The sequence below is a fragment of the Rhodococcus sp. DMU1 genome, assembly GCF_012272955.1.
Lineage (GTDB): Bacteria > Actinomycetota > Actinomycetes > Mycobacteriales > Mycobacteriaceae > Rhodococcus > Rhodococcus aetherivorans.
In genome coordinates, this window is record NZ_CP050952.1 from 3,407,984 (window position 1) to 3,426,258 (window position 18,275).

Annotated in this window: 19 protein-coding genes; 7 read left to right on the plus strand and 12 right to left on the minus strand. The window is 71.1% G+C overall.

Features of this window, described 5'->3' with window-relative positions:
• Positions 1 to 53: 53 nt before the first annotated feature.
• Positions 54 to 545: a TIGR00725 family protein gene (locus HFP48_RS15665; RefSeq protein WP_029544130.1), complete on the minus strand. Its 492-nt coding sequence runs from the start codon at positions 543 to 545 to the stop codon at positions 54 to 56.
• Between the two features lie 106 nt (positions 546 to 651).
• Here HFP48_RS15665 and HFP48_RS15670 point away from each other — a divergent pair, with 106 nt between their 5' ends.
• Entirely contained in the window at positions 652 to 1,554 is a 903-nt protein-coding gene (locus HFP48_RS15670; protein WP_029544132.1) for an alpha/beta hydrolase, read from the plus strand.
• Positions 1,555 to 1,562: 8 nt separating this feature from the next.
• Here the strand turns inward: HFP48_RS15670 and HFP48_RS15675 are convergent, their stop codons facing one another.
• The 3 genes from HFP48_RS15675 to HFP48_RS15685 form a co-directional block, all read right to left on the minus strand.
• Positions 1,563 to 2,183 carry an FHA domain-containing protein gene (locus HFP48_RS15675; protein ID WP_168579739.1) on the minus strand — a complete coding sequence of 207 codons (621 nt, stop codon included), beginning with the start codon at positions 2,181 to 2,183 and terminating at the stop codon, positions 1,563 to 1,565.
• Positions 2,184 to 2,204: 21 nt separating this feature from the next.
• A complete protein-coding gene (locus HFP48_RS15680; protein ID WP_006943785.1) occupies positions 2,205 to 2,525 on the minus strand; it encodes a chorismate mutase in 321 nt (106 codons plus the stop codon).
• A 93-nt stretch (positions 2,526 to 2,618) separates the two neighbouring features.
• Positions 2,619 to 3,608: a magnesium transporter gene (locus HFP48_RS15685; protein ID WP_029544134.1), complete on the minus strand. Its 990-nt coding sequence runs from the start codon at positions 3,606 to 3,608 to the stop codon at positions 2,619 to 2,621.
• Positions 3,609 to 3,701: 93 nt separating this feature from the next.
• On the opposite strand from HFP48_RS15685, the gene HFP48_RS15690 reads away from it, so the two are divergent.
• Positions 3,702 to 4,109 carry a YchJ family protein gene (locus HFP48_RS15690; protein ID WP_082120248.1) on the plus strand — a complete coding sequence of 136 codons (408 nt, stop codon included), beginning with the start codon at positions 3,702 to 3,704 and terminating at the stop codon, positions 4,107 to 4,109.
• A 32-nt stretch (positions 4,110 to 4,141) separates the two neighbouring features.
• Here HFP48_RS15690 and HFP48_RS15695 read toward each other — a convergent pair whose 3' ends face one another.
• The 3 genes from HFP48_RS15695 to HFP48_RS15705 all read right to left on the minus strand — a co-directional run bounded on the left by HFP48_RS15695 (position 4,142) and on the right by HFP48_RS15705 (position 6,634).
• Positions 4,142 to 4,372, minus strand: coding sequence for a DUF6480 family protein (locus HFP48_RS15695; protein WP_006943781.1), 231 nt, complete (start codon positions 4,370 to 4,372; stop codon positions 4,142 to 4,144).
• A 101-nt stretch (positions 4,373 to 4,473) separates the two neighbouring features.
• Complete coding sequence (locus tag HFP48_RS15700; RefSeq protein WP_006943779.1) at positions 4,474 to 4,725, minus strand: hypothetical protein; 252 nt, start codon at positions 4,723 to 4,725, stop codon at positions 4,474 to 4,476.
• A gap of 850 nt (positions 4,726 to 5,575) precedes the next feature.
• Positions 5,576 to 6,634, minus strand: a complete 1,059-nt coding sequence (locus HFP48_RS15705) for an alpha/beta fold hydrolase (protein WP_231385911.1) — start codon at positions 6,632 to 6,634, stop codon at positions 5,576 to 5,578.
• Between HFP48_RS15705 and HFP48_RS15710 the strand changes: the two genes are divergently transcribed.
• On the plus strand, positions 6,539 to 7,513 hold the full coding sequence (locus tag HFP48_RS15710; protein WP_051359257.1) for an AraC family transcriptional regulator: 975 nt from the start codon (positions 6,539 to 6,541) through the stop codon (positions 7,511 to 7,513). The genes HFP48_RS15705 and HFP48_RS15710 overlap by 96 nt on opposite strands.
• A 15-nt stretch (positions 7,514 to 7,528) precedes the next feature.
• Here HFP48_RS15710 and HFP48_RS15715 read toward each other — a convergent pair whose 3' ends face one another.
• Positions 7,529 to 8,197, minus strand: coding sequence for a TetR/AcrR family transcriptional regulator (locus HFP48_RS15715; protein ID WP_006943771.1), 669 nt, complete (start codon positions 8,195 to 8,197; stop codon positions 7,529 to 7,531).
• Positions 8,198 to 8,220: 23 nt separating this feature from the next.
• Between HFP48_RS15715 and treZ the strand changes: the two genes are divergently transcribed.
• Complete coding sequence (gene treZ, locus HFP48_RS15720) at positions 8,221 to 10,032, plus strand: malto-oligosyltrehalose trehalohydrolase (RefSeq protein ID WP_081705045.1); 1,812 nt, start codon at positions 8,221 to 8,223, stop codon at positions 10,030 to 10,032.
• Between the two features lie 64 nt (positions 10,033 to 10,096).
• Here the strand turns inward: treZ and HFP48_RS15725 are convergent, their stop codons facing one another.
• On the minus strand, positions 10,097 to 11,620 hold the full coding sequence (locus HFP48_RS15725) for an MFS transporter (RefSeq protein ID WP_168579740.1): 1,524 nt from the start codon (positions 11,618 to 11,620) through the stop codon (positions 10,097 to 10,099).
• A gap of 94 nt (positions 11,621 to 11,714) precedes the next feature.
• Between HFP48_RS15725 and HFP48_RS15730 the strand changes: the two genes are divergently transcribed.
• Positions 11,715 to 12,251: a TetR/AcrR family transcriptional regulator gene (locus tag HFP48_RS15730; protein ID WP_006943765.1), complete on the plus strand. Its 537-nt coding sequence runs from the start codon at positions 11,715 to 11,717 to the stop codon at positions 12,249 to 12,251.
• Positions 12,252 to 12,386: 135 nt separating this feature from the next.
• On the opposite strand, the gene ilvA is transcribed toward HFP48_RS15730, so the two are convergent.
• From ilvA to HFP48_RS32105, 3 genes are all read right to left on the minus strand, one after another.
• The gene (gene ilvA, locus HFP48_RS15735; protein ID WP_065922499.1) at positions 12,387 to 13,709 is read right to left on the minus strand and encodes a threonine ammonia-lyase IlvA; all 1,323 of its coding nucleotides are present in this window, start codon (positions 13,707 to 13,709) and stop codon (positions 12,387 to 12,389) included.
• 115 nt (positions 13,710 to 13,824) lie between these two features.
• A complete protein-coding gene (locus tag HFP48_RS15740) occupies positions 13,825 to 14,259 on the minus strand; it encodes a nitroreductase family deazaflavin-dependent oxidoreductase (RefSeq protein ID WP_006943762.1) in 435 nt (144 codons plus the stop codon).
• A 55-nt stretch (positions 14,260 to 14,314) separates the two neighbouring features.
• On the minus strand, positions 14,315 to 14,446 hold the full coding sequence (locus HFP48_RS32105) for a hypothetical protein (RefSeq protein ID WP_255326746.1): 132 nt from the start codon (positions 14,444 to 14,446) through the stop codon (positions 14,315 to 14,317).
• Positions 14,447 to 15,922: 1,476 nt separating this feature from the next.
• Between HFP48_RS32105 and HFP48_RS15745 the strand changes: the two genes are divergently transcribed.
• Together HFP48_RS15745 and HFP48_RS15750 are read left to right on the plus strand one after the other, a co-directional pair.
• Positions 15,923 to 17,596, plus strand: coding sequence for a thiamine pyrophosphate-binding protein (locus tag HFP48_RS15745; RefSeq protein ID WP_065922498.1), 1,674 nt, complete (start codon positions 15,923 to 15,925; stop codon positions 17,594 to 17,596).
• Between the two features lie 20 nt (positions 17,597 to 17,616).
• Positions 17,617 to 18,273 carry a hypothetical protein gene (locus tag HFP48_RS15750; RefSeq protein ID WP_006943756.1) on the plus strand — a complete coding sequence of 219 codons (657 nt, stop codon included), beginning with the start codon at positions 17,617 to 17,619 and terminating at the stop codon, positions 18,271 to 18,273.
• Positions 18,274 to 18,275: the final 2 nt, after the last annotated feature.

The window sequence follows — 18,275 nt, forward strand, 5'->3', positions numbered from 1 at the left end:
GGGCGCGGCACCCGCAGGGGTGGTCGAGAATCACCCTCGGGTGCGAGAACTCCTCAGCCGGTCCAGCCCGCGGTGGGATCGCGCCGCCACAACAGGTCGTGGATGGCGTCGACGGCGTCCCCGGCGGAGGTCACGGCGAGCACCCCGGCGGCGGGCAGCGGCCACCCCCCGATCGAGATCACCGGGACGCCGGTGCGGACGGCGAGCGCGATCTCGCTGAGCGTGCCCCAGCTGCCGCCGACCGCGATGAGCGCCTCGCAGGTGCGTACCAGCAGGGCGTTACGCATCTCGCCGAGACCGGTCGGGATCGACACGGTCAGGTACGGGTTGGCCTCCGCGCGGTCGTCGCCGGGCAGCAGGCCGAGGGTGGTGCCGCCGGCCTCCGCGGCTCCGCGCGATGCCGCGGCCATCACCCCGCCCAGTCCCCCGGTCACGACGACGGCGCGTCGCGCCGCGAGCAGCCCGCCGACCTGACGGGCGATCCGGCGTTGTTCGGCCGTGGCCTCCGCGGGCCCGACCACGCCGACATACCGCTGCGCATCCATGACGCGATTGTCCACCACCCAGGGTGCAGAAGTGGCCCCCTGAGGTGAAATCCACCACCACCGGGGTTGCTCGCCCGGCACCGGCATCCGGCGGATCCTTGTCCGCATGTCCACCCTCCGCACCGAGCGTCTCGTACGCCGCCATACGGTGATCGCCGACGACGGCGTGCCGCTCGCGGTCCACGAGATCGGCGCGGCCGGCGCACCGCTCACCGCCGTGTTCGTCCACGGGCACTGCGGCCGCACGGAAACCTGGTCGCCTCTTCGGGATTCGCTGCTCCGGCGCCGCGGAGCGACGCTGCGGATGGTGTTCTTCGACCACCGCGGTCACGGCGCGTCCGGCACCGCCGGGCCGGAGACGTACACCGTCGAGCAGCTCGGGCGCGATCTCGCGGCGGTGCTGCGCGCGGTCTCCGCCGGTCCGGTGGTGCTGGTCGGCCACTCGATGGGCGGCATGACGATCCTGTCCTACGCCCGTCAACATCCGCACGAGATCGGCACCCGGGTCGCCGGGATCTGCCTGATCGGCACCGCCGCCGGTGATCTCGGCCGGTCGGGGCTCGGGCGGTACCTCGAGAGCCCCGCGGTCGAGTTGTTCCACCGCGCGGTGCAGCACGCACCCGGCGCCGTGCAGCACGCGCTGCACCTGGGCGGACGGGCGGTGCGGCCGCTGAGACGGGCGGCGCAGCGACGCGCCCCCGGTTCCCGGTGGGCGGCCCTGCTGGCGGTGCTCGCGAACGACACGCCGGTGGTGACGATGGCGGCGTTCCTGCGATCGTTCGCCGTGCTCGACGAATCCGCCGCGTTGGCGGTGCTCGCCGCGGTCCCCGCGCTCGTGCTGTGCGGGTCGGCGGACGAGTGGACCCCGTTCGAGCTGTCCGCCGGTCTCGCAGCGCGGCTGCCGCGCGCCGAGCTGGTGCGGGTCGACGGCGCCGGGCACTCGGTGATCGCCGACCGCCCCGCGGAGGTCGCGCGGGCCCTCGGCAGGTTGCTGCAGCGGGTGGGGTGAGCCGCAGGTCAGAGGTCGCGTTCGGTGATGACGCCGCTGTGCAATGCGAGCTCGGCGAGCCGGACCCGCTTCTGGTTCTGCGGCAGATCCTCGACACCGAACTTCGCGAACAGCGCCCGCAGATGCGTCTTGACGGCGTCGACGCTGAGGAACAGCTCGGTGGCGATGTCCTGGTTGGAGGCGGGGGTGGCGAACGCGGCGCCGTGCTTGTAGGGCCGGCACAGCGCGAGCAGGATTCCGCGTTGCGTCTCCGTGAGCGAACGCACCGTCGGCAGCTCCGACGCGACGCGGGTCGCCTCGTCCGGTCCGGCACCGATCTCCTGGAAGGTCAGTCGGATCGAGCCGATCCGGATGCTGTCGCCCTCCCGCAGGCGGCGGCGTCCGGTGATGCGTTCCCCGTTGAGGAACGTGCCGTTGCGGGAGAGCCCGTCGTCGAGGATGGTCCAGTGGGTGCCGATCCACTCCACGACGGCGTGCAGGCGGGAGACCTCGTTGTCGCCGGTGAACGCCACGTCGGAGCTCGGAGCACGGCCGATGGTGACGCGCGGCGACCCCGGCGACAGCTCGAACCGATGCTGCCGCCCCTGCTTGTCGACATACGACAGACGCGATTCGGTGACGACGCTCATCACAACCTCCAGGGCGCGGACTCAATCCTGCCCGTAGGTTGCAGCGTCGGCAAGGGGGTCGCGTCCCAACCGCAGCAGCGTCGCCGCCAGCGCCGAACCGTCCCGCCCCAGTGCCGCGGTGAACCGCGCGAGCACCGCCATCTCGCGACGCGTGTGCGCCGGCACCGTTCCGTGACCGGCGCGGCGCAGCCGGCCGGCGTGGTGCGCGAGACCGGTCCGGCGCCGGATCGCGGCGACGATCTCGGCGTCGACCCGGTCGATCTCGTCGAACACGTGATCCAGTTCGGCCGTGCCGGCGAGGGCGGTGGGGTTCGGGGTGAACGTTTCCGACGTTACGGTCACGGGGCCTCCACGGGATTGGCGGTCGGTCGCCCCATCGTGGCTCGGGAACGCCTTGTTCCCCAAGGACCCCTGGGGTGGGGAACACCCCACCCCTCAGCCGAGCAGAAGCGTCACCGCCACGAAGTAGATGACGATGGAGAGCAGGTCCTGGATCACCGTGGCGAGCGGGCCGGACCCGAACGCCGGGTCCTTGCCCAGCCGTTGCAGTGCCCACGGCAGGACCATCGCGACGGTGGTCGCGATGGTGCTGGCGGCCAGCACGGCCGATGCCACGGCGACCGCGAGATCCCGGTTTCCCGTCATGAGCAGCACCGCCGGCAGCATCGTCGCACCCAGCAGCGCCCCCACCGACAGGCCGGTCAGCACCTCGCGGCGCACGATCCGGCGGATCCCCACACCCACCGAGAACCCGCGGATGACCAGCGCCTCGGTCTGCGTACCGACCGCGTCCGCCAGGTACACGATGCCCGGCACGAAGTAGGCGACGGCGAGGTCGGCGTCGAGCTCGGCCTCGAAGACCTGCATCAGGCGGGCCGAGACCATGGCCCCGACCAGACCGACGACGAGCCACGGCAGCCGGTGCCACAGGCGTCGACGGATTCCCTCGACGCTCGAGGCCCGTGCCGCGTCCACCGAGTGCACGAAGCCGCCGAGCCGGGCCATGTCCTGGTCGTGCTCGTGCAGCAGCACGGCGAGCAGCTGCTGGGGCGCGATGAGACCGCGGAACCGGCCGCGGCCGTCCACGACGGCGAGGCCGGGTTCACCGTGCTGAACAGCCTTCCACGCGGCCCGTTCCTGCGCGGTGTCCGGACGCACCACCGGCGGATCCGGATCCATCACGTCGCTCATCCGGGTGGTGCCGGGGGCTGCCAGCAGCCGTTCGATCGTGACGAGACCGACGAGCACCTCACCGGCGAGCACGGCGACGACGGCGGCGCTGTCGAAACTGTGCTCCCGCATCCGGTCGAGCACCCCGGCAACCGTGTCGTCCGGCCCGGCAACCGGGACGGCCGCGAAGCTGTGCCGCAGCGCGGTGCCGGGACTGCCCTGCTCCCATGCCTGTGTGTCGGCAGATTCGACCATGCCCCACCGTTCCTCCGGCCGCGCTCGTCCCGAGGTTCGATCGTGCCACGGCCGGCACCACCGCCCGATCCCGGCCGTGGCGATAATGTGCCGGTGAGTCCACGCGAGCGCGCCCCCCGACCCGGCCCCACCACACCCTGCCCGTGCGGCCGGGGCCTGCCGTACGGCGAATGCTGCGGGCCGTTCCTCGCCGGCGGGCACGCGCCCACCGCCGAACAGCTGATGCGTTCGCGGTACACCGCCTTCGCGGTGGGCGACGAGGCGTATCTGCGCCGCACGTGGCACCCCGGGACTCGCCCGGTGCGGCTGGACCTCGATCCGGCGCAGCGGTGGACCGGGCTCGAGGTGCTGCGCACGAGCGGCGGCGGGTTCCTGCACACGGAGGGAACGGTCGAGTTCCGCGCCCACTACAGGTTCGGCGGTCACGCGGACGTGCTGCACGAACACAGCCGGTTCGTCCGCGAGGACGGCCGTTGGCTCTACGTCGACGCTCTCGGCTGACCTGGCGGGCGCGGTTCGGTCGTTCGGCGTACTCAGTCGAAGAGGGCGAACGCGCGCGCCACGAAGAACGCCGCCACTCCGAGCACGATCAACGCGATGAGCAGGATCGCGAAGACGGGCATCACCCGGCTCGGGTTGGGTTGGGGATGCGACAGACCGGAGGTCTGTCCGGCATCGGGCGGCGTGTCCCCGGGCTGCACTCCCCCGCCGGCGTCGAGGCCGGGGGTGTCTTCCGGCTGAGGTCCGGGGTTCTGGGTACTCACGTGCGCTCCTGGTGTCGGCGGTGCGGGAACGGTGCCGAGAGCAGCGCCTCGGCCCCGACGACATACCCGGTTTCCGGCCGCGTAATCCTCGGGCGCGAGCGTCAGCCGAACGGTCCGGGCAGATGACGCGAGAACCAGACGGCCTCGCCGAGCGGCTCCGTCGCCGCGTCGAGGTGCCCGCTCACGTCGGTGAGAGCGTCGACGAGCCCGGTCACGGCGATCTCGTCGGCGAGCGGCAGGGACTCCCGGTCGAGTGCCTCGGCGGCCTCCACGATCGCGGCGATCTCGCGGGCCAGGTCGAACAGCTTGTCGCGAGTGGCACCGACCCGGGACGCGAAACTGGCGTGACTCATGGGGTCCTCTCGGGCAACGTCGTGGGTTCGCGGTCCCCGTCGCCGTCGAGGCGACGTATGTCACCGTCCGCCCCCGGGCGGGGCGCGGACGGTGAGGCCCTGTCTCAGCTCAACCAGCCGAACAGGTCGCGGAACAGATGCATGAACCAGTTGAACTCAGGTCGGAAGTTCCACATGACCGATTTCCTCCTTCCCTGCCTCGACGTCCCGACCCACTGTCTCGGATATCCGGCGGAATGTGATCCGAAACACATTCGAGCGCCCCACCGCCGGGACCCCTCACGATTCCGCCGGCCCGGCGGTCTCGGGGACGTGCAGCGGCCGGTTGTGGCCACTCGCGACGACCCGGGGCGCGAGCCCCGCGATCCGGGACATCGATTCGCGCGCGTAGGCCCGGTTCCAGGTGGTGAGGCGGGGCGGACCGGACGTCCCGCGCCTGCGGCGCAGCAGGCCGGGGCAGCGAGCTCACGTCGACCGTCAGCACGGCGCCGCCGGTGATCGCCACCCGGCCGGACCTGCGGAACAACGCGAGGTGCCCCGGTGTGTGCCCCGACCGCACGAGGTAGACGTTGGCCTCGGTCAGGCCGCGGCCGGCCCCGAGCCGGTACACGCCCGCGGCGACCTCTTCCGGATGCGGCCCGTTCCGGGCGGTCGTTCCCGAGCCCGTGCCCGCCGCGGTGCGCCCGCGCCGGGAGGGCGCCCCGTCTTCGGTGCAATTCTCGGACGCGAGGAACCGCGCGGACCTGGTTCGGTAAATTCCATTTTTCCGTAGGCCGTGGATTCCACATATCCGGTGCGCCGGTCTCCGCGGCGCACGCTGGGGCGCCACCCCGGCTGCCGCGGCGCGCCGTCACCCGCCGGATCGGTCCCGCCCGGCCGGGGCGAAGTGCTCCGAGAGATGCCTCGCGACCTCGTCCGGTTGCTCGAGCGCCACGGAGTGCCCCGCGGCATCGACCGTGACGTGCCGGCCTCCCGCGGCGTCGGCGATGTTCACCGACGAGATCGGCGGCGGGTAGGCGTGGTCCTCGCGGCCGGCGACGGCGAGGACCGGCACGCGGCAGCCGGCCAGCTCCTCGACGATCCGTCCGCGGTGGATGACGCCGTGGGCCGCGTCTCCGATGCGCGGCCCGAGCCGGGCGATCGCCGCGCGCCAGGTGCTCGTCATCGCGCTCTCCTGAGCGAGGCTCGAATCGCCGAACATGATGTACATGATCGTGTCGACGACGTCGGCCGTGCCGTGCTCGGTGAGGTGGCCGACCAGCGGAGCGAACTCGTCGAGCTTGTACTCCTCCTCCGCCGACGAGCCGAGTGCGGCGGCCGTGCGGAGCAGTTCGGGCCGTCGCGCGGCGAGCCGCAGCGCGACGAATCCGCCGAGGGAGTTCCCGACGACGTGACAGGGTGCGAGATCGAGATGCTCGATCAGGGCCGCGGCGTCCTCGGCGAGAACGTCGACCGCCAGTTCGTCCCGCGCCGCCGGGGCGCTCTCACCCTGCCCACGATGGTCGTAGGCGACCACCCGGTACCCGTCGTCGGCGAATTTCTGCACGAGCGCGTCGAACATCGTGTGATCGAAGAAGAGCGAGTGGCTGAACACGATCGGCACCCCGTCGCGCGGACCGACGTCGACGAAGGCGAGTTCCGTCCCGTTGACCGATGCTCGAAGCATGAGAAACCTCCTGGATCCGGGCCACCGCACCGCGCTGTGGCGCTCGTCACTACACTGCCGACGAGCGTAGGGAGCGGTCCGGTCGCAGCACTCGTCGATCCGCGCAGGACCCTGCCCGTCCCGCGCACGGCCGGTGAGGAGGTCACGGTGACAGCGGACTACCAGGTGCAGTTCACGACGACCCGCCGCGTGCCGCGGCGCGACCGCGCCGAGTTCTGGACCGACCACGTGCGGTTCAACCACGGCACCCTGGACTACTTCTTCCCCGCTCCGGGCGAGCGGTCGCCGGCCGACTTCGCCGGCGCCACGCACGTGCAGCGCTGCGGGAATCACCAGCTCGTCGAGTTCTGGTCCGATCGGATCACCTACGCGCGGACCGCGCGGCACGTCCGGGCGGACGACGACCGGAGCATGCGACTGTTCGTGCCGAAATCCGGCACCCTCACCGTCGCGCACGACGGGGTCACGCTGCCGGTGCCGGTCGGCCGCGCGGCCCTCGTGTCGATGGCCCGCCCCTTCGAGCTCCTCCATCGCGCGCAGACCCGGGCGTGGGTGCTCACCGTGCCCGAAGGGTGCCTGCCCGACCGTGCCGTCGCCGACGGGCCGAGCGTGCTCGACCTGCGCCGCGGCGTCGCGTCGGTGGCGGAGACGATGACGCGGGCGCTGGCCCGGGAACGGAAGTCGTTGTCCGGTCCCGCATTCGTCACGATCAGCGCGCGGGTGATCGAACTCGTGGCCGTCGCCCTGGCCGACCTGCGCGACGGCATCCGCCCGGGCGGCCTGGAGGCGGTGGCCGCGGCCGCCCGGGCCTACGTCGACGAACGTTCGGACGATCCTGACCTGACACCGGCGTCGATCGCGCGCGACCTGGGCTGGTCGCTGCGGCAGCTCCAGCTCGCGTTGCGGACGGCCGGCACCACGCCCGCCGAACTGCTCCGCAACCGGCGGCTGGACCGCGCCCGCAGCCGCCTCGAGGACCCACGCTGGAGCGCGGTCGCCGTGGGCGACATCGCGTTCGCCTCCGGCTTCGGATCGCTCAGCGCGTTCGGGACGGCGTTCCGTGCCCGCTTCGGGACCACCCCGCGGGCGGTGCGCGTCCCGGCCCCGGCGGCCTGGCCGTGAGGAGGCGGCACCGGCTCAGCGCAGCAGCGTCGCCCGCAGGGTCGCCGTGAGCCACGCCCGGTACTCGTCCACGTCCCAGCCGCAGTCGCGGCGCAGCAGCGCATGCACCTGCGGAGAACCCAGCGTGTAGAGCACGTGTGCCGCGTGATCGACGCTCACGTCGTCGCGCAGCAGCCCGTGCCGGTGCAGCCCGACCGCGATCGTGCGCGCGTTGTCCGCGGTGGCGCGGGCGTCCTCGTCGGCGAACCGGCGCATGTCCGGGTCCGCGCCCGACGACTCGACCGAGGTCATCAGCAGCCCGCCGGCCCGCTCGAGCAGGTCCGCGCCGTAACGGACCACCTGCTCGACGATGCGTTCGGCGTCCGATCCCGCCGGGCCGGAGGCGACCCGCCCCGGGCGCGAACGCTCGGCCGGAGCCGGATCGTCGCCGGCCGAGTCCGCGGACCCGCCCGCGACCGCGGCGTCGAGCGCCTCCCGGAACAGTTCGGACTTGCCGCCGGGGAACGCCGTGAAGACGGTTCGCACGGCGACCCCGGCCGTCTCCGCGATCTGCTTCACCGTGGTGCTGACGTACCCGCGATCGACGAAGAGCCGGGCGGCAGCGTCGACGACGGTCGCCCGGGTACGGCGCGCGGCCTCCTCGCGCAGCGGCGAACTGTAGGTCCTCTTGGCATGCTGGGACATCGATCTCAGCGTATCAGCATCGGTTGCATCGAAACTGCAACAGATTTCGGAGGCCTGCAGGCGCGACGACGACCGGGCATGCTGGTCGGGTGCATACCTTCGAGGTCTGGGCTCCGACCCCGCAATCCGTCCGGCTCCGCGTCGACGGCACGGACCACCCCATGCGCCGGGACGACGACGGCTGGTGGCGCGCCGAGGTCGACGCCTCCCCCGGTGCCCGCTACGGGTACGTCCTCGACGACGACGAGACCGTGCTGCCCGACCCGCGCTCGCCGCGGCAACCCGACGGCGTGCACGGCCTGTCCCAGCTGCACTCGCTCGACGAGAGCGCCTGGACCGACGCGTCCTGGACCGGTCGGCAACTCGCCGGCGGAGTGGTCTACGAGCTGCACGTGGGCACCTTCACCGATGGTGGCACCTTCGACGCGGCCGTCGACCGCCTCGACGACCTCGTCGAGCTCGGGGTGGACCTCGTCGAGCTGATGCCGGTCAACGCCTACAACGGCACCCGCGGCTGGGGCTACGACGGGGTGCTCTGGTATGCGGTGCACGAGCCGTACGGCGGCCCGGACGGCCTGCAGCGCTTCGTGGACGCCGCCCACGCCCGCGGCCTCGGGGTGATCCTGGACGTGGTCTACAACCATCTCGGACCGTCCGGCAACTACCTGGACCGCTACGGCCCGTACCTGTCCGGCGGGCAGGGCACGTGGGGCGCATCGGTCAACCTCGACGGGCCGGACTCCGGCGAGGTGCGCCGCTACATCCTCGACAATGCCCTGCGGTGGATGCGGGACTTCCATATCGACGGGCTGCGCCTGGACGCGGTGCACGCACTGGTCGACCACACCGCCGTGCACGTGCTCGAGGAACTGGCCGTCGCGACGTACCGGATGTCCGCGCACCTCGGCCGGCCGCTGAGCCTGATCGCCGAGAGCGACCTGAACGATCCGAAGACGATCTCGCCCCGCGCCGCCGGCGGCTACGGCCTGCAGGCGCAGTGGGACGACGACATCCACCACGCCGTGCACGCCGCCGTCTCCGGCGAACGACAGGGCTACTACGGCGATTTCGGTTCGCTCGACTGTCTCGCCCGCACCCTGCGGCACGGGTTCTTCCACGCCGGGACCTATTCGAGCTTCCGCGGGCGCACGCACGGGCGCCCGCTCGACGTCGGGCGCATCCCGGCGAGCGCCCTGCTCGCCTACACGTGCACCCACGACCAGGTGGGCAACCGGGCGATCGGCGACCGGCCCGGTCACTACCTCGACCACGGTCAGCTCGCCGTCAAGGCCGCGCTGGTGCTCACCTCCCCCTTCACGCCGATGTTGTTCATGGGCGAGGAGTGGGACGCGAGTTCACCGTTCCAGTACTTCACCTCCCACCCGGAACCCGAGCTGGCCCGGGCCACCGCCGAGGGACGCCGGCGCGAGTTCTCCGAGCACGGATGGGACGCCGAGGACGTGCCCGACCCTCAGGATCCGGAGACGTTCCGGCGGTCGACCCTGAACTGGGCCGAGCGCGCCGAGCCCGGCCACGCGCGGGTGCTCGACTGCTACCGGCAGCTGCTGGCGCTGCGCCGCGAACGCGCCGAGCTGACCGATCCGTGGCTCGAGCACCTGCACGTCGACTACGACGAGGACGAGCGCTGGATCGTGATGCACCGCGGCGGCCTTCATGTGGCGTGCAACCTCGGGCCCGACCCGGTGACCGTGCCCTTCGGTGGTGCTCCCCTGGTGTGGTGGGAGCCGGTTGTGGTCAACCGGACCGGGTCCGCGACGCTCGTGCCGGGGCACTCGTTCGTCGTGCTCGACTCTGCCGTCACACCGCGGGTCTGAGGCCGCGCAGGGTCACCGCAGGCCGTAGGCCGCGCAGGGTCACCGCAGCCGGAGGCGCACAGGATCACCGCCGGCGGAGCATGCGCAGGGTCAGCGCGGCGGTGGCCGCCAGGATCACCGCCGTGGCGGCCGCGGCCCCGTGCGTGCCGGCGACGAACGCGTCCCGCGCCGACTCGAGCAGGGCCTCGGCCTCCGCCGCCGGGAGTCGTCCGGCCGCGGCCACCGCGCCGCCGAGGGTGTCGAACTCGTGGCCGGAGCTCGGAATCCCGAGCCGGGAACGGTAGACGGCCGTGACGACGCTGCCGAGCACTGCCACCCCCAGCGCGACACCGAGTTCGTACGCCGTCTCCGACACCGCCGACGCGGCGCCGGCCCGGTCCGCCGGGGCGGCCCCGACCACCAGGTCGGTGGTGAGGGTCAGCGCGACGCCGACCCCCACGCCGATGAGGGTGAAGCCGACGACGAACAACCCCGCCCCGTGGGTGGTGCCGAGAGCCAGCAACATCGCCGCACCCACGGCCGCGATGGCCAGAGCACCCGACAGGACGGTCCCGACGGGCAGGCGCCGCACGAGCCATGCCGCTCCGAGCGAGGACAGAGCGCTGGTCGCGGTCCCGGGGAGCATCAGCAGACCCGCCTGTAGTGGTCCGATCCCGAGCACCAGCTGCAGATACTGCGACCCGAAGAACAGCACCCCGGCGAGGGCGAAGATCGCCAGCAGATTCGTCAGTACGGCCGCGGAGAACTCGCGCCGCCGGAACAGAGTGAGATCGAGCAGCGGGTTCTTCGCGACCCGCTGACGGTGCACGAACGCCGCGGCGGCCGTCAGACCGCCGCCCAGCGCGACCAGCGCGGCGGCATGCGGGCCGTGCAGCGCCGTTTCCTTGACCGCGTAGACGATCGGAACCACGGCCAGCAGCGACAGCGCGGCCCCCGGCAGGTCGAAGCGGCCCGGGTGCGGATCCCGCGATTCCGGGACGAGGAACGGCCCGGCGAGGACGAGCACCGCCATGATCGGCAGGTTGATCAGGAAGACCGACCCCCACCAGAAGTGTTCGAGCAGCCAGCCGCCCACGAGCGGGCCGAGCGCGGCGCCGCCGCCGGCCATCGCGCCCCACACGCCAATGGCGACGGTCCGCTCCCGCGGGTCGGTGAACATGTGCCGGATGAGCCCCAGGGTCGCGGGCATGAGGGTGGCGCCGGAGATTCCCTGCAGTGCACGCGCCAGGATCAGCATCTCGGGGCTCACCGCCCACGCCGCGACGGCCGAGGCCGCGGCGAAGCCGACGGCGCCGACCAGCAGGAGCCGGCGACGGCCGACGCGGTCGCCGAGCACGCCCATCGTCACGAGCAGGCCGGCGACGGCGAACGAGTACACGTCGATGATCCACAGCAGCTGCACCCCGCTCGGGGCCAGATCGGCACTGAGGAAGGGCAGGGCGAGGTCGAGAACGGTCGCGTCGACCGCGATCAGCAACACGGCACAGGCGAGTACCACCAGCCCCGCCCAGGTGCGCACACCCGCGGGCGCAGGCCCGGTCCCCGCGTCCGCCGGGCGGAGCCCCGGCGTCTGCCCGGTGTTCGTCATCCGTCTTCCCTCCACACTGAACCGTCCAGCCGGTACAGAAATACGGTAGCACCGACCGTCCGGACGGTACAAAGACAATCGGTAGAATCGGCCCATGGCCTCCGACACCCGCGACCGCATCCTCGACGCCCTCGAACGCACCCTCGTCGACGTGGGGGTCGCCCAGGTGACGCTCGAGGGCGTCGCGGCCGCCGCGGGCGTCTCGAAAGGCGGCCTGCTGTACCACTTTCCGACCAAGGAGTCGATGCTCGCCGCGATGGTGCGGCGCCTCGGCGAACGGGGCGACGCCCGGCTCGCCGATGCCGTCGCCGGCGGCACCCCGGTCGCGGAGTGGTATCTCGCCGATCCGGACGAGACCGGCGACGCCGCGGAGATGGCCCTGTTCCGGTCCACGGTGGCGGCGCTGCGCAGTGCCGACGGCCAGCACGACGACGTGCAGCGCGCGGTGGTCGAGGTGATGCGCTCGTGGGACGAGGGCCTGCGCGCCGAGATCGACGATCCCGTCACCGCCGAGATCGTGCGCCTCGTGGGCGACGGCATCTACCTCGGTGCGATGCTCGGCCTCCCGAAGCCCGATCCGGAACTGCACAGACAGGTGGTCGCCCGCCTGCTCGGCTCCGCACACCCCTGATCGCCGGAACCGCCGCCACACCCGCACCGATCGGAATCACCCGGGCGGCGCACGCGGTTCACGGGCGCCGGCACACACCGGACGGGCGGGCCCGGCGGGGACAACACACCTCCCCCGCCGGGAATCCCGTGCGGCTCAGGTGAGATAACGGTAGGCCGGCGAGCCCGGCTCGAGCCGCTGCGCCTCGATCGGCGAGGCCGACATGCGCGCCAGCAGCGGCGACAGGCCGTCCGCCGCCCCGAGTTCGATGCCGACCAGCGCCGCCCCGAATTCCCGGTTGTTGCGCTTGACGTACTCGAACAGCGTGATGTCGTCGTCGGGTCCGAGCACCTCGTCGAGGAACCGCCGCAACGCACCCGGCTCCTGGGGGAAGTCCACCAGGAAGTAGTGCTTGAGGCCGCGGTGCACGAGGGAGCGCTCGATGATTTCCCCGTAGCGGGAGACGTCGTTGTTGCCCCCAGAGATCAGGCACACCACCGTCGAGCCCGGCGCGATGGTCAACCCCTCGAGAGCAGCGACGGACAGCGCGCCCGCGGGCTCGGCGATGATGCCCTCGTTCTGGTACAGATCCAGCATCGCGGTGCACACTGCACCCTCGTCGACCTGGGTCATCCCGAACGGCCCGGTGCCCAGACCGTCGTTGCGGAGCGCCGCGACCAGCGGCAGGTTCGCGTGGGAGACGATCTCGGCGCCGAGCCGGGAGACCACCGCGTACGGCACGTCGCCGACCCGCTTGACGGCGGCACCGTCGACGAACGGATCCACCTCGGGCAGGGTCACCGGTCCGCCCGCGACGAGGGCCGCGGTCATCGACGCCGCGCCGGCCGGTTCCACCCCGACGATGGAGGTGGACGGCGACTTCTCGTGCAGGTACGCCGCGATGCCGGCCAGACAACCGCCACCGCCGACCGGAACCAGCACCAGGTCCGGCGCCGCGGGCAGCTGCTCGAGCACCTCGCGGGCGATGGTCCCCTGCCCCGCCGCGGTGCGCGCGTCGTCGAACGGCGCGACCATCGTCGCGCCGGTACGCGCGACGTCCTCGGCGGCGGCGGCCGCCGCCGCGTCGAACGTGTCGCCCGTGGGGATGAGTTCGACGAAGGCACCGCCGTGCGCACGGATGCGGTCCCGCTTCTGCTTCGGGGTCCGGGTGGGCACGTAGATCCGGCCCATCACCCCCATCGCCCGGCAGGCGTAGGCCACACCCTGCGCGTGATTGCCGGCGCTGGCCGTCACCACACCCGCCTCGCGTTCGGCGGGAGAGAGCTGCGCCATGACGTTGTATGCGCCGCGCAGCTTGTAGGAGCGGACGCGGGTGAGGTCCTCGCGCTTGAGATAGACGTTCGCGCCGGTGAGGACGGAGAGCCGCTCGCTGTGCTCGAGCGGGGTGGGCGCGACCACCGCCGAAATTCGCTCCGCCGCGGCCTCGATGTCGGCCACGCTCAGGGCGGGCAGGTGCATCGGATCGGCGGCTCGCGAGGTAGTGGTCACCTACCTATGCTGCCACTGCCCGCCCGGAACCCCCAACGCGGGTTTCGTCACCCCGCCGGCCACACCCGGCTCCCGCGCTCGCGCGTCAGCGCGGTTCCAGGATCAGGAGCGGGATCTCCCGGTCCGTCTTCTTCTGGTACTCCGCGTAATCGGGGAAGGCCTCGACCGCGCGCCGCCACCACAGATCCTTCTCCTCGCCGTGGACCTCGCGGGCGGTCATGTCCCGGACCGTCGGCCCGTCACGCAGTTCGACGTGCGGGTCCGCCAGGACGTTGTAGTACCAGACCGGATGCTTCGGGGCACCGCCGAGGGAGGCGACCACCGCGTAGACGCCGTCGTGCTCGACCCGCATCAGCGGGGTCTTGCGCAGCTTGCCGGTCCTCGCTCCGCGGCTGGTCAGCACGACGACGGGCCGGCCGTTCAGGGTAGTACCCTCGGTACCGCCGGAACTCTCGTACAGCGCCACCTGGTCGGCGGCCCACTGGGACGGACTCGGTTCGTATTCTCCGGTGAGAGGCATGGCCCCGATTCGACCACGCCCGGCCGCCCCTCGCTGCCAAAACACGGCTCATCTGTCAAACCACCAGCGAAAAAGGGTCGCCAGGCAACCGACGTGCATTCAACGTCTCGACCAGCCGCCGGATCACTGGCTTCGGCTCGGACTCCCGATGCAGCCGCAACGCGCGTTCACGCAGCTGGCTGGGCACTTCCACATTCTCACGTGTATGGGTGCCAGAATATGATTAGCGTGACTAATTATCGGTTACATTGGCAGTTCGGGGCGTGGACACTCGAGAAGGACCGGTCTTGCTGTATTCGCCGAAGCGCGTCTGCCGGCCGGTCGGCCGCGACGATCGCGCCGACGGCAAGACGAAAGGATGCTGGTCCGAGTCCGTCACAACGGTGGCAACGTACTGATCGCATGGAAGCCCAACGGTTTCATTCCGGGGTGTCCGCGCACCGCCGCGCCTACCTGCGCAAAGGATGCAGGTGCGGGCCTCGACCTCACCGACCACGCGGTTGACCGGCGCCGGCGTGGGGCGACAGTCAACCAGGTCGAACCAGTCCGAGAGGGACTCGAGCAGCCAGGGGTGTCGAGCAGACCGCCGACCAGCAGGACGGGCAGTCCTCCCGCCTCCAACGGTGGGGCCGTAACTCCTCGGACCAGGTTGTGTGACTGCTGCCGCTGCCGAAGGGCACGTGCCTCCTCGTACAGGGGCACGTGCAGCGCGGTGGCGAACCGGTCGGCCGCACGCAACAGATCAACAGCCATGTGATAACTCTTGCGTGGATGACCTCGGTCACTCGACGGGGAAATCCCTCGAACTCGCCGTCCACCCGCTCCGATCGGGGACAACCCGGCGCGTCCGGTCCAGGGTTTCCCCCGTCGCCGGTCACCGTGCCCGTGCCGAATGCTGTTCTACGTCAACCATTCGTGCCGGCGGCTCATCACCCGCCCGGCGCACACTGCGAGGGAGAACACCTTGACCAAGAACGTGTGTCGTGCAGCGGTGGCCGCCCCCAAGGCGATCCATCCCGTCAGGCTCGGCCCGCTTGCTCCCGCATCCGCGTCGATGTTCAGGGTGCCGGTCGTAGGCGGGTCGTGGGCGCGGCACTGTCACGTCGAGCGCTTACCTATCGGGAATCGGCAGGTCAGGTAGTCGACTACTCGTTACCGCCGCAGGACGAAGTGCGAGGCCTTCTGCACGGATGCTCTCCCCAGACCCGATATGGGACTTGCGAGTGCGTCGCAGGATGTGCCGATGAAGTGAGGGCGTCATGACCGAAGACGCAGCGATCGCCGAAGCCACGGGACGGTTCACCTCCGCCCGGCGCCGAAGCGGCTCGCCCGGCAGCGTGTCCGCCGTCGTCCGGTCCGGCCGCTGACTGCACGGTTCGTCCTGTCCCCACCCGTGGTATTTCCTCTCGGGGTAGAGATTTGCAACCTGGGGTGCCTACTGGGGGCAGCGGCGCCGGCACATTGTGGTAGGCGATCAGCTGCGCACCAGGCGGAGCGCAACGATGCAGAGATTCCGGGTAGGCCGGCGCTCCCGAACCTGACCCCAGCCCCTACGTGTGGGGTCGCCCAAGGGCACCCGTGACGGTGACCCGATCGGGCCAGACCTCACCACATCGGGAAGCGACAAGAAGAGCAGGGACCGAAGTCCCGGGAGGAGCACGGCATGGTAACGAGCGGTCGAAGTCATGGACGCGAACAGCGGCGGGTCGTCGACTACCTGGTCGATGCGGTGGCCGCGCTGGGCGTGCGGAACATCTTCGGGGTGGACGGCGCCAACATCGAGGACCTCTACGACGCGGTCTTCGATGCCGACGTGGATGTGACCGGGGTGGTTGCCAAGCACGAGTTCTCCGCGGCCACCATGGCCGACGGGTACGCACGCTCGTCGAGTGGGCTCGGTGTTGTCGCCGCCACCTCGGGTGGTGGCGCGATGAACCTGGTCGCCGGACTGGCCGAGTCCTACACCTCGCGGGTGCCGGTGCTGGCCCTGGTCGGTCAGCCACCGACCACGTTGGAGGGCGGCGGGGCGTTCCAGGATTCCAGCGGCCGGGCGGGTTCGATCGACGCTGCGCGGTTGTTCTTCGAGATCTCCCGCTACTGCGCGCGGGTCGAGCGGCCCGAGGACATCGCCGAGCACCTGGAGCGGGCGGTGTCCGCGGCGCTGTGCGGTGGGCCTGCGGTATTGCTGTTGCCCAAGGATGTTCAGCAGGCCACCGTTACGGGGCCCCGGTTCACCCCGCCGACCCGCCGGGTGGTTCGCGATCACATCGGGCTGGCCCGGGTCGCCGAGATGATCGCCGCGGCCCGGCGGACCGGCAAGATCGTGCTCATCGTCGGCGATCAGGTGGCGCGCAACGATGCCCGCGCGCAGGTGCGGGCGTTGGCCGTCGCGTTGGACGCGGCGGTCGGGGTGGCACCGGATGCGAAGGATTGCTACGCCGCCGACGAGCATGGATTCTGCGGTGTGGCAGGCATAATGGGCCACGCCGAACTCGTCGACGCCGTGCAGCAGGCGGCGTTGTGCCTGCTGGTGGGCACCCGGATGCCGATGACCGCACGAGCCGGGCTCGACGGTGCGCTGGCCGGAGTGCCGGTGGCCAGCATCGGCGCCGAACCACCCTATGCGCCCACGGTGCACGCGGTGAGCATGGACCTCGGGTCGACACTGGACGAGCTCACGGCGCTGTTCGACGTCGACGGCGTACCGGAACCGGCAGGCCCGCAGGCCCTGACGACGCTGGAGGTACCCGACTCCTCGGGTCCGGGGCTGCGCTACCGCGAGGCCGTGGAGGCGATCACAGCGATGCTGCCGGCGGGAGCGGACGTGTTCGCCGACGCCGGGAACACGGGCGCATCGGTGGTGCATCATCTTTCGGTGCCCCGCGGCGGGCGGTTCGTGGTCGCCCTCGGGATGGGCGGCATGGGCTACAGCTTCGGCGCGGGGATCGGCTCGGCGTTCGCGCGGAACAGAAGGACGTTCGTGATCGCCGGGGACGGCGCGTTCTTCATGCACGGCCTGGAGATGCACACCGCGATCGAGCACGACCTGCCGGTGACATTCATCGTGTTCAACAACAACGCGCACGCGATGTGCGTGACCCGCGAGCAACTGTTCTACCGCGATCGATACAGCTTCAACCGATTCCGGCCGGCCCTGCTCGGCGAGGGGATCGCGGCGATGTTCCCGACGCTGCCGGCATTCGCCGCGCGAAGTGTCGGCGAGCTGACCGACGCGCTGGCACGCAGCGCGCACACCGAAGGCCCGTCGTTCGTAGCGGTGGACTGCGATCCCGACGAGATACCACCGTTCCTGCCGTTCCTGACCAGCCCCCGATAAAGAACCGAAGGAGAGAAATCGTGACCATCAGTCTTCCCGCTCTGAGCGACATCGCCGAGGATCTGATCCCGGGTGTGCTGCGGATCGAAAATTCCGACAAGGAGGCCACCACACCGATCATCGTGGACATGCTGCGGTCGGTGTACCCGCACGACCAGGTGTTCGGTCAGTTCTGCCCGGTCAACGCCTACATCGCGGCGCCGCCGCGTGAGGTGTACGAGTACCTTGCGGACACCCGGTGTCTGGAGGAGTGGACCTACAGCCTGCGCGGGTTCACCGAGACCGACGAGCCCGGGCTGTGGCTCTCCTACGACCGACTCGGCGACCAGACGAAATGCTATGTGCGCACCGTCGCGAACCCCGACGCGATGACGGTGGACTACCACTGCGCGTGGGACCAGGGCCGACACCTGTGGATGATCTATCTGATGCGGGTGGTCGATGCGCAGGTGGTGCTCAACAAGCCCGGATCGGTGGTGCTGTGGACCAACTGCCGCCACCCGTTCTACGACGAGAACCCTTACCCGGAGACGGCACCGGCGAACCGCCCGGTGTGGGTCGGCGACTTCTGGGACATGTTCTCCGCCGGACATCAGTTGGAGATGGACAACCTCAAGGCCATCTGCGAGTACCGCGCCACCCACGGTCTGCCGATCAAGCCGGAATGGATGAAATGAGC

Excerpts from the sequence above, each read along its gene's own strand:
- HFP48_RS15665 (WP_029544130.1), bottom strand. The coding sequence starts at position 545 with ATGGATGCGCAGCGGTATGTCGGCGTGGTCGGGCCCGCGGAGGCCACG.
- HFP48_RS15670 (WP_029544132.1), top strand. The coding sequence starts at position 652 with ATGTCCACCCTCCGCACCGAGCGTCTCGTACGCCGCCATACGGTGATC.
- HFP48_RS15675 (WP_168579739.1), bottom strand. The coding sequence starts at position 2,183 with ATGAGCGTCGTCACCGAATCGCGTCTGTCGTATGTCGACAAGCAGGGG.
- HFP48_RS15685 (WP_029544134.1), bottom strand. The coding sequence starts at position 3,608 with ATGGTCGAATCTGCCGACACACAGGCATGGGAGCAGGGCAGTCCCGGC.
- HFP48_RS15700 (WP_006943779.1), bottom strand. The coding sequence starts at position 4,725 with ATGAGTCACGCCAGTTTCGCGTCCCGGGTCGGTGCCACTCGCGACAAG.
- HFP48_RS15715 (WP_006943771.1), bottom strand. The coding sequence starts at position 8,197 with ATGTCCCAGCATGCCAAGAGGACCTACAGTTCGCCGCTGCGCGAGGAG.
- HFP48_RS15725 (WP_168579740.1), bottom strand. The coding sequence starts at position 11,620 with ATGACGAACACCGGGCAGACGCCGGGGCTCCGCCCGGCGGACGCGGGG.
- HFP48_RS15730 (WP_006943765.1), top strand. The coding sequence starts at position 11,715 with ATGGCCTCCGACACCCGCGACCGCATCCTCGACGCCCTCGAACGCACC.
- ilvA (WP_065922499.1), bottom strand. The coding sequence starts at position 13,709 with ATGCACCTGCCCGCCCTGAGCGTGGCCGACATCGAGGCCGCGGCGGAG.
- HFP48_RS15740 (WP_006943762.1), bottom strand. The coding sequence starts at position 14,259 with ATGCCTCTCACCGGAGAATACGAACCGAGTCCGTCCCAGTGGGCCGCC.
- HFP48_RS15745 (WP_065922498.1), top strand. The coding sequence starts at position 15,923 with ATGGTAACGAGCGGTCGAAGTCATGGACGCGAACAGCGGCGGGTCGTC.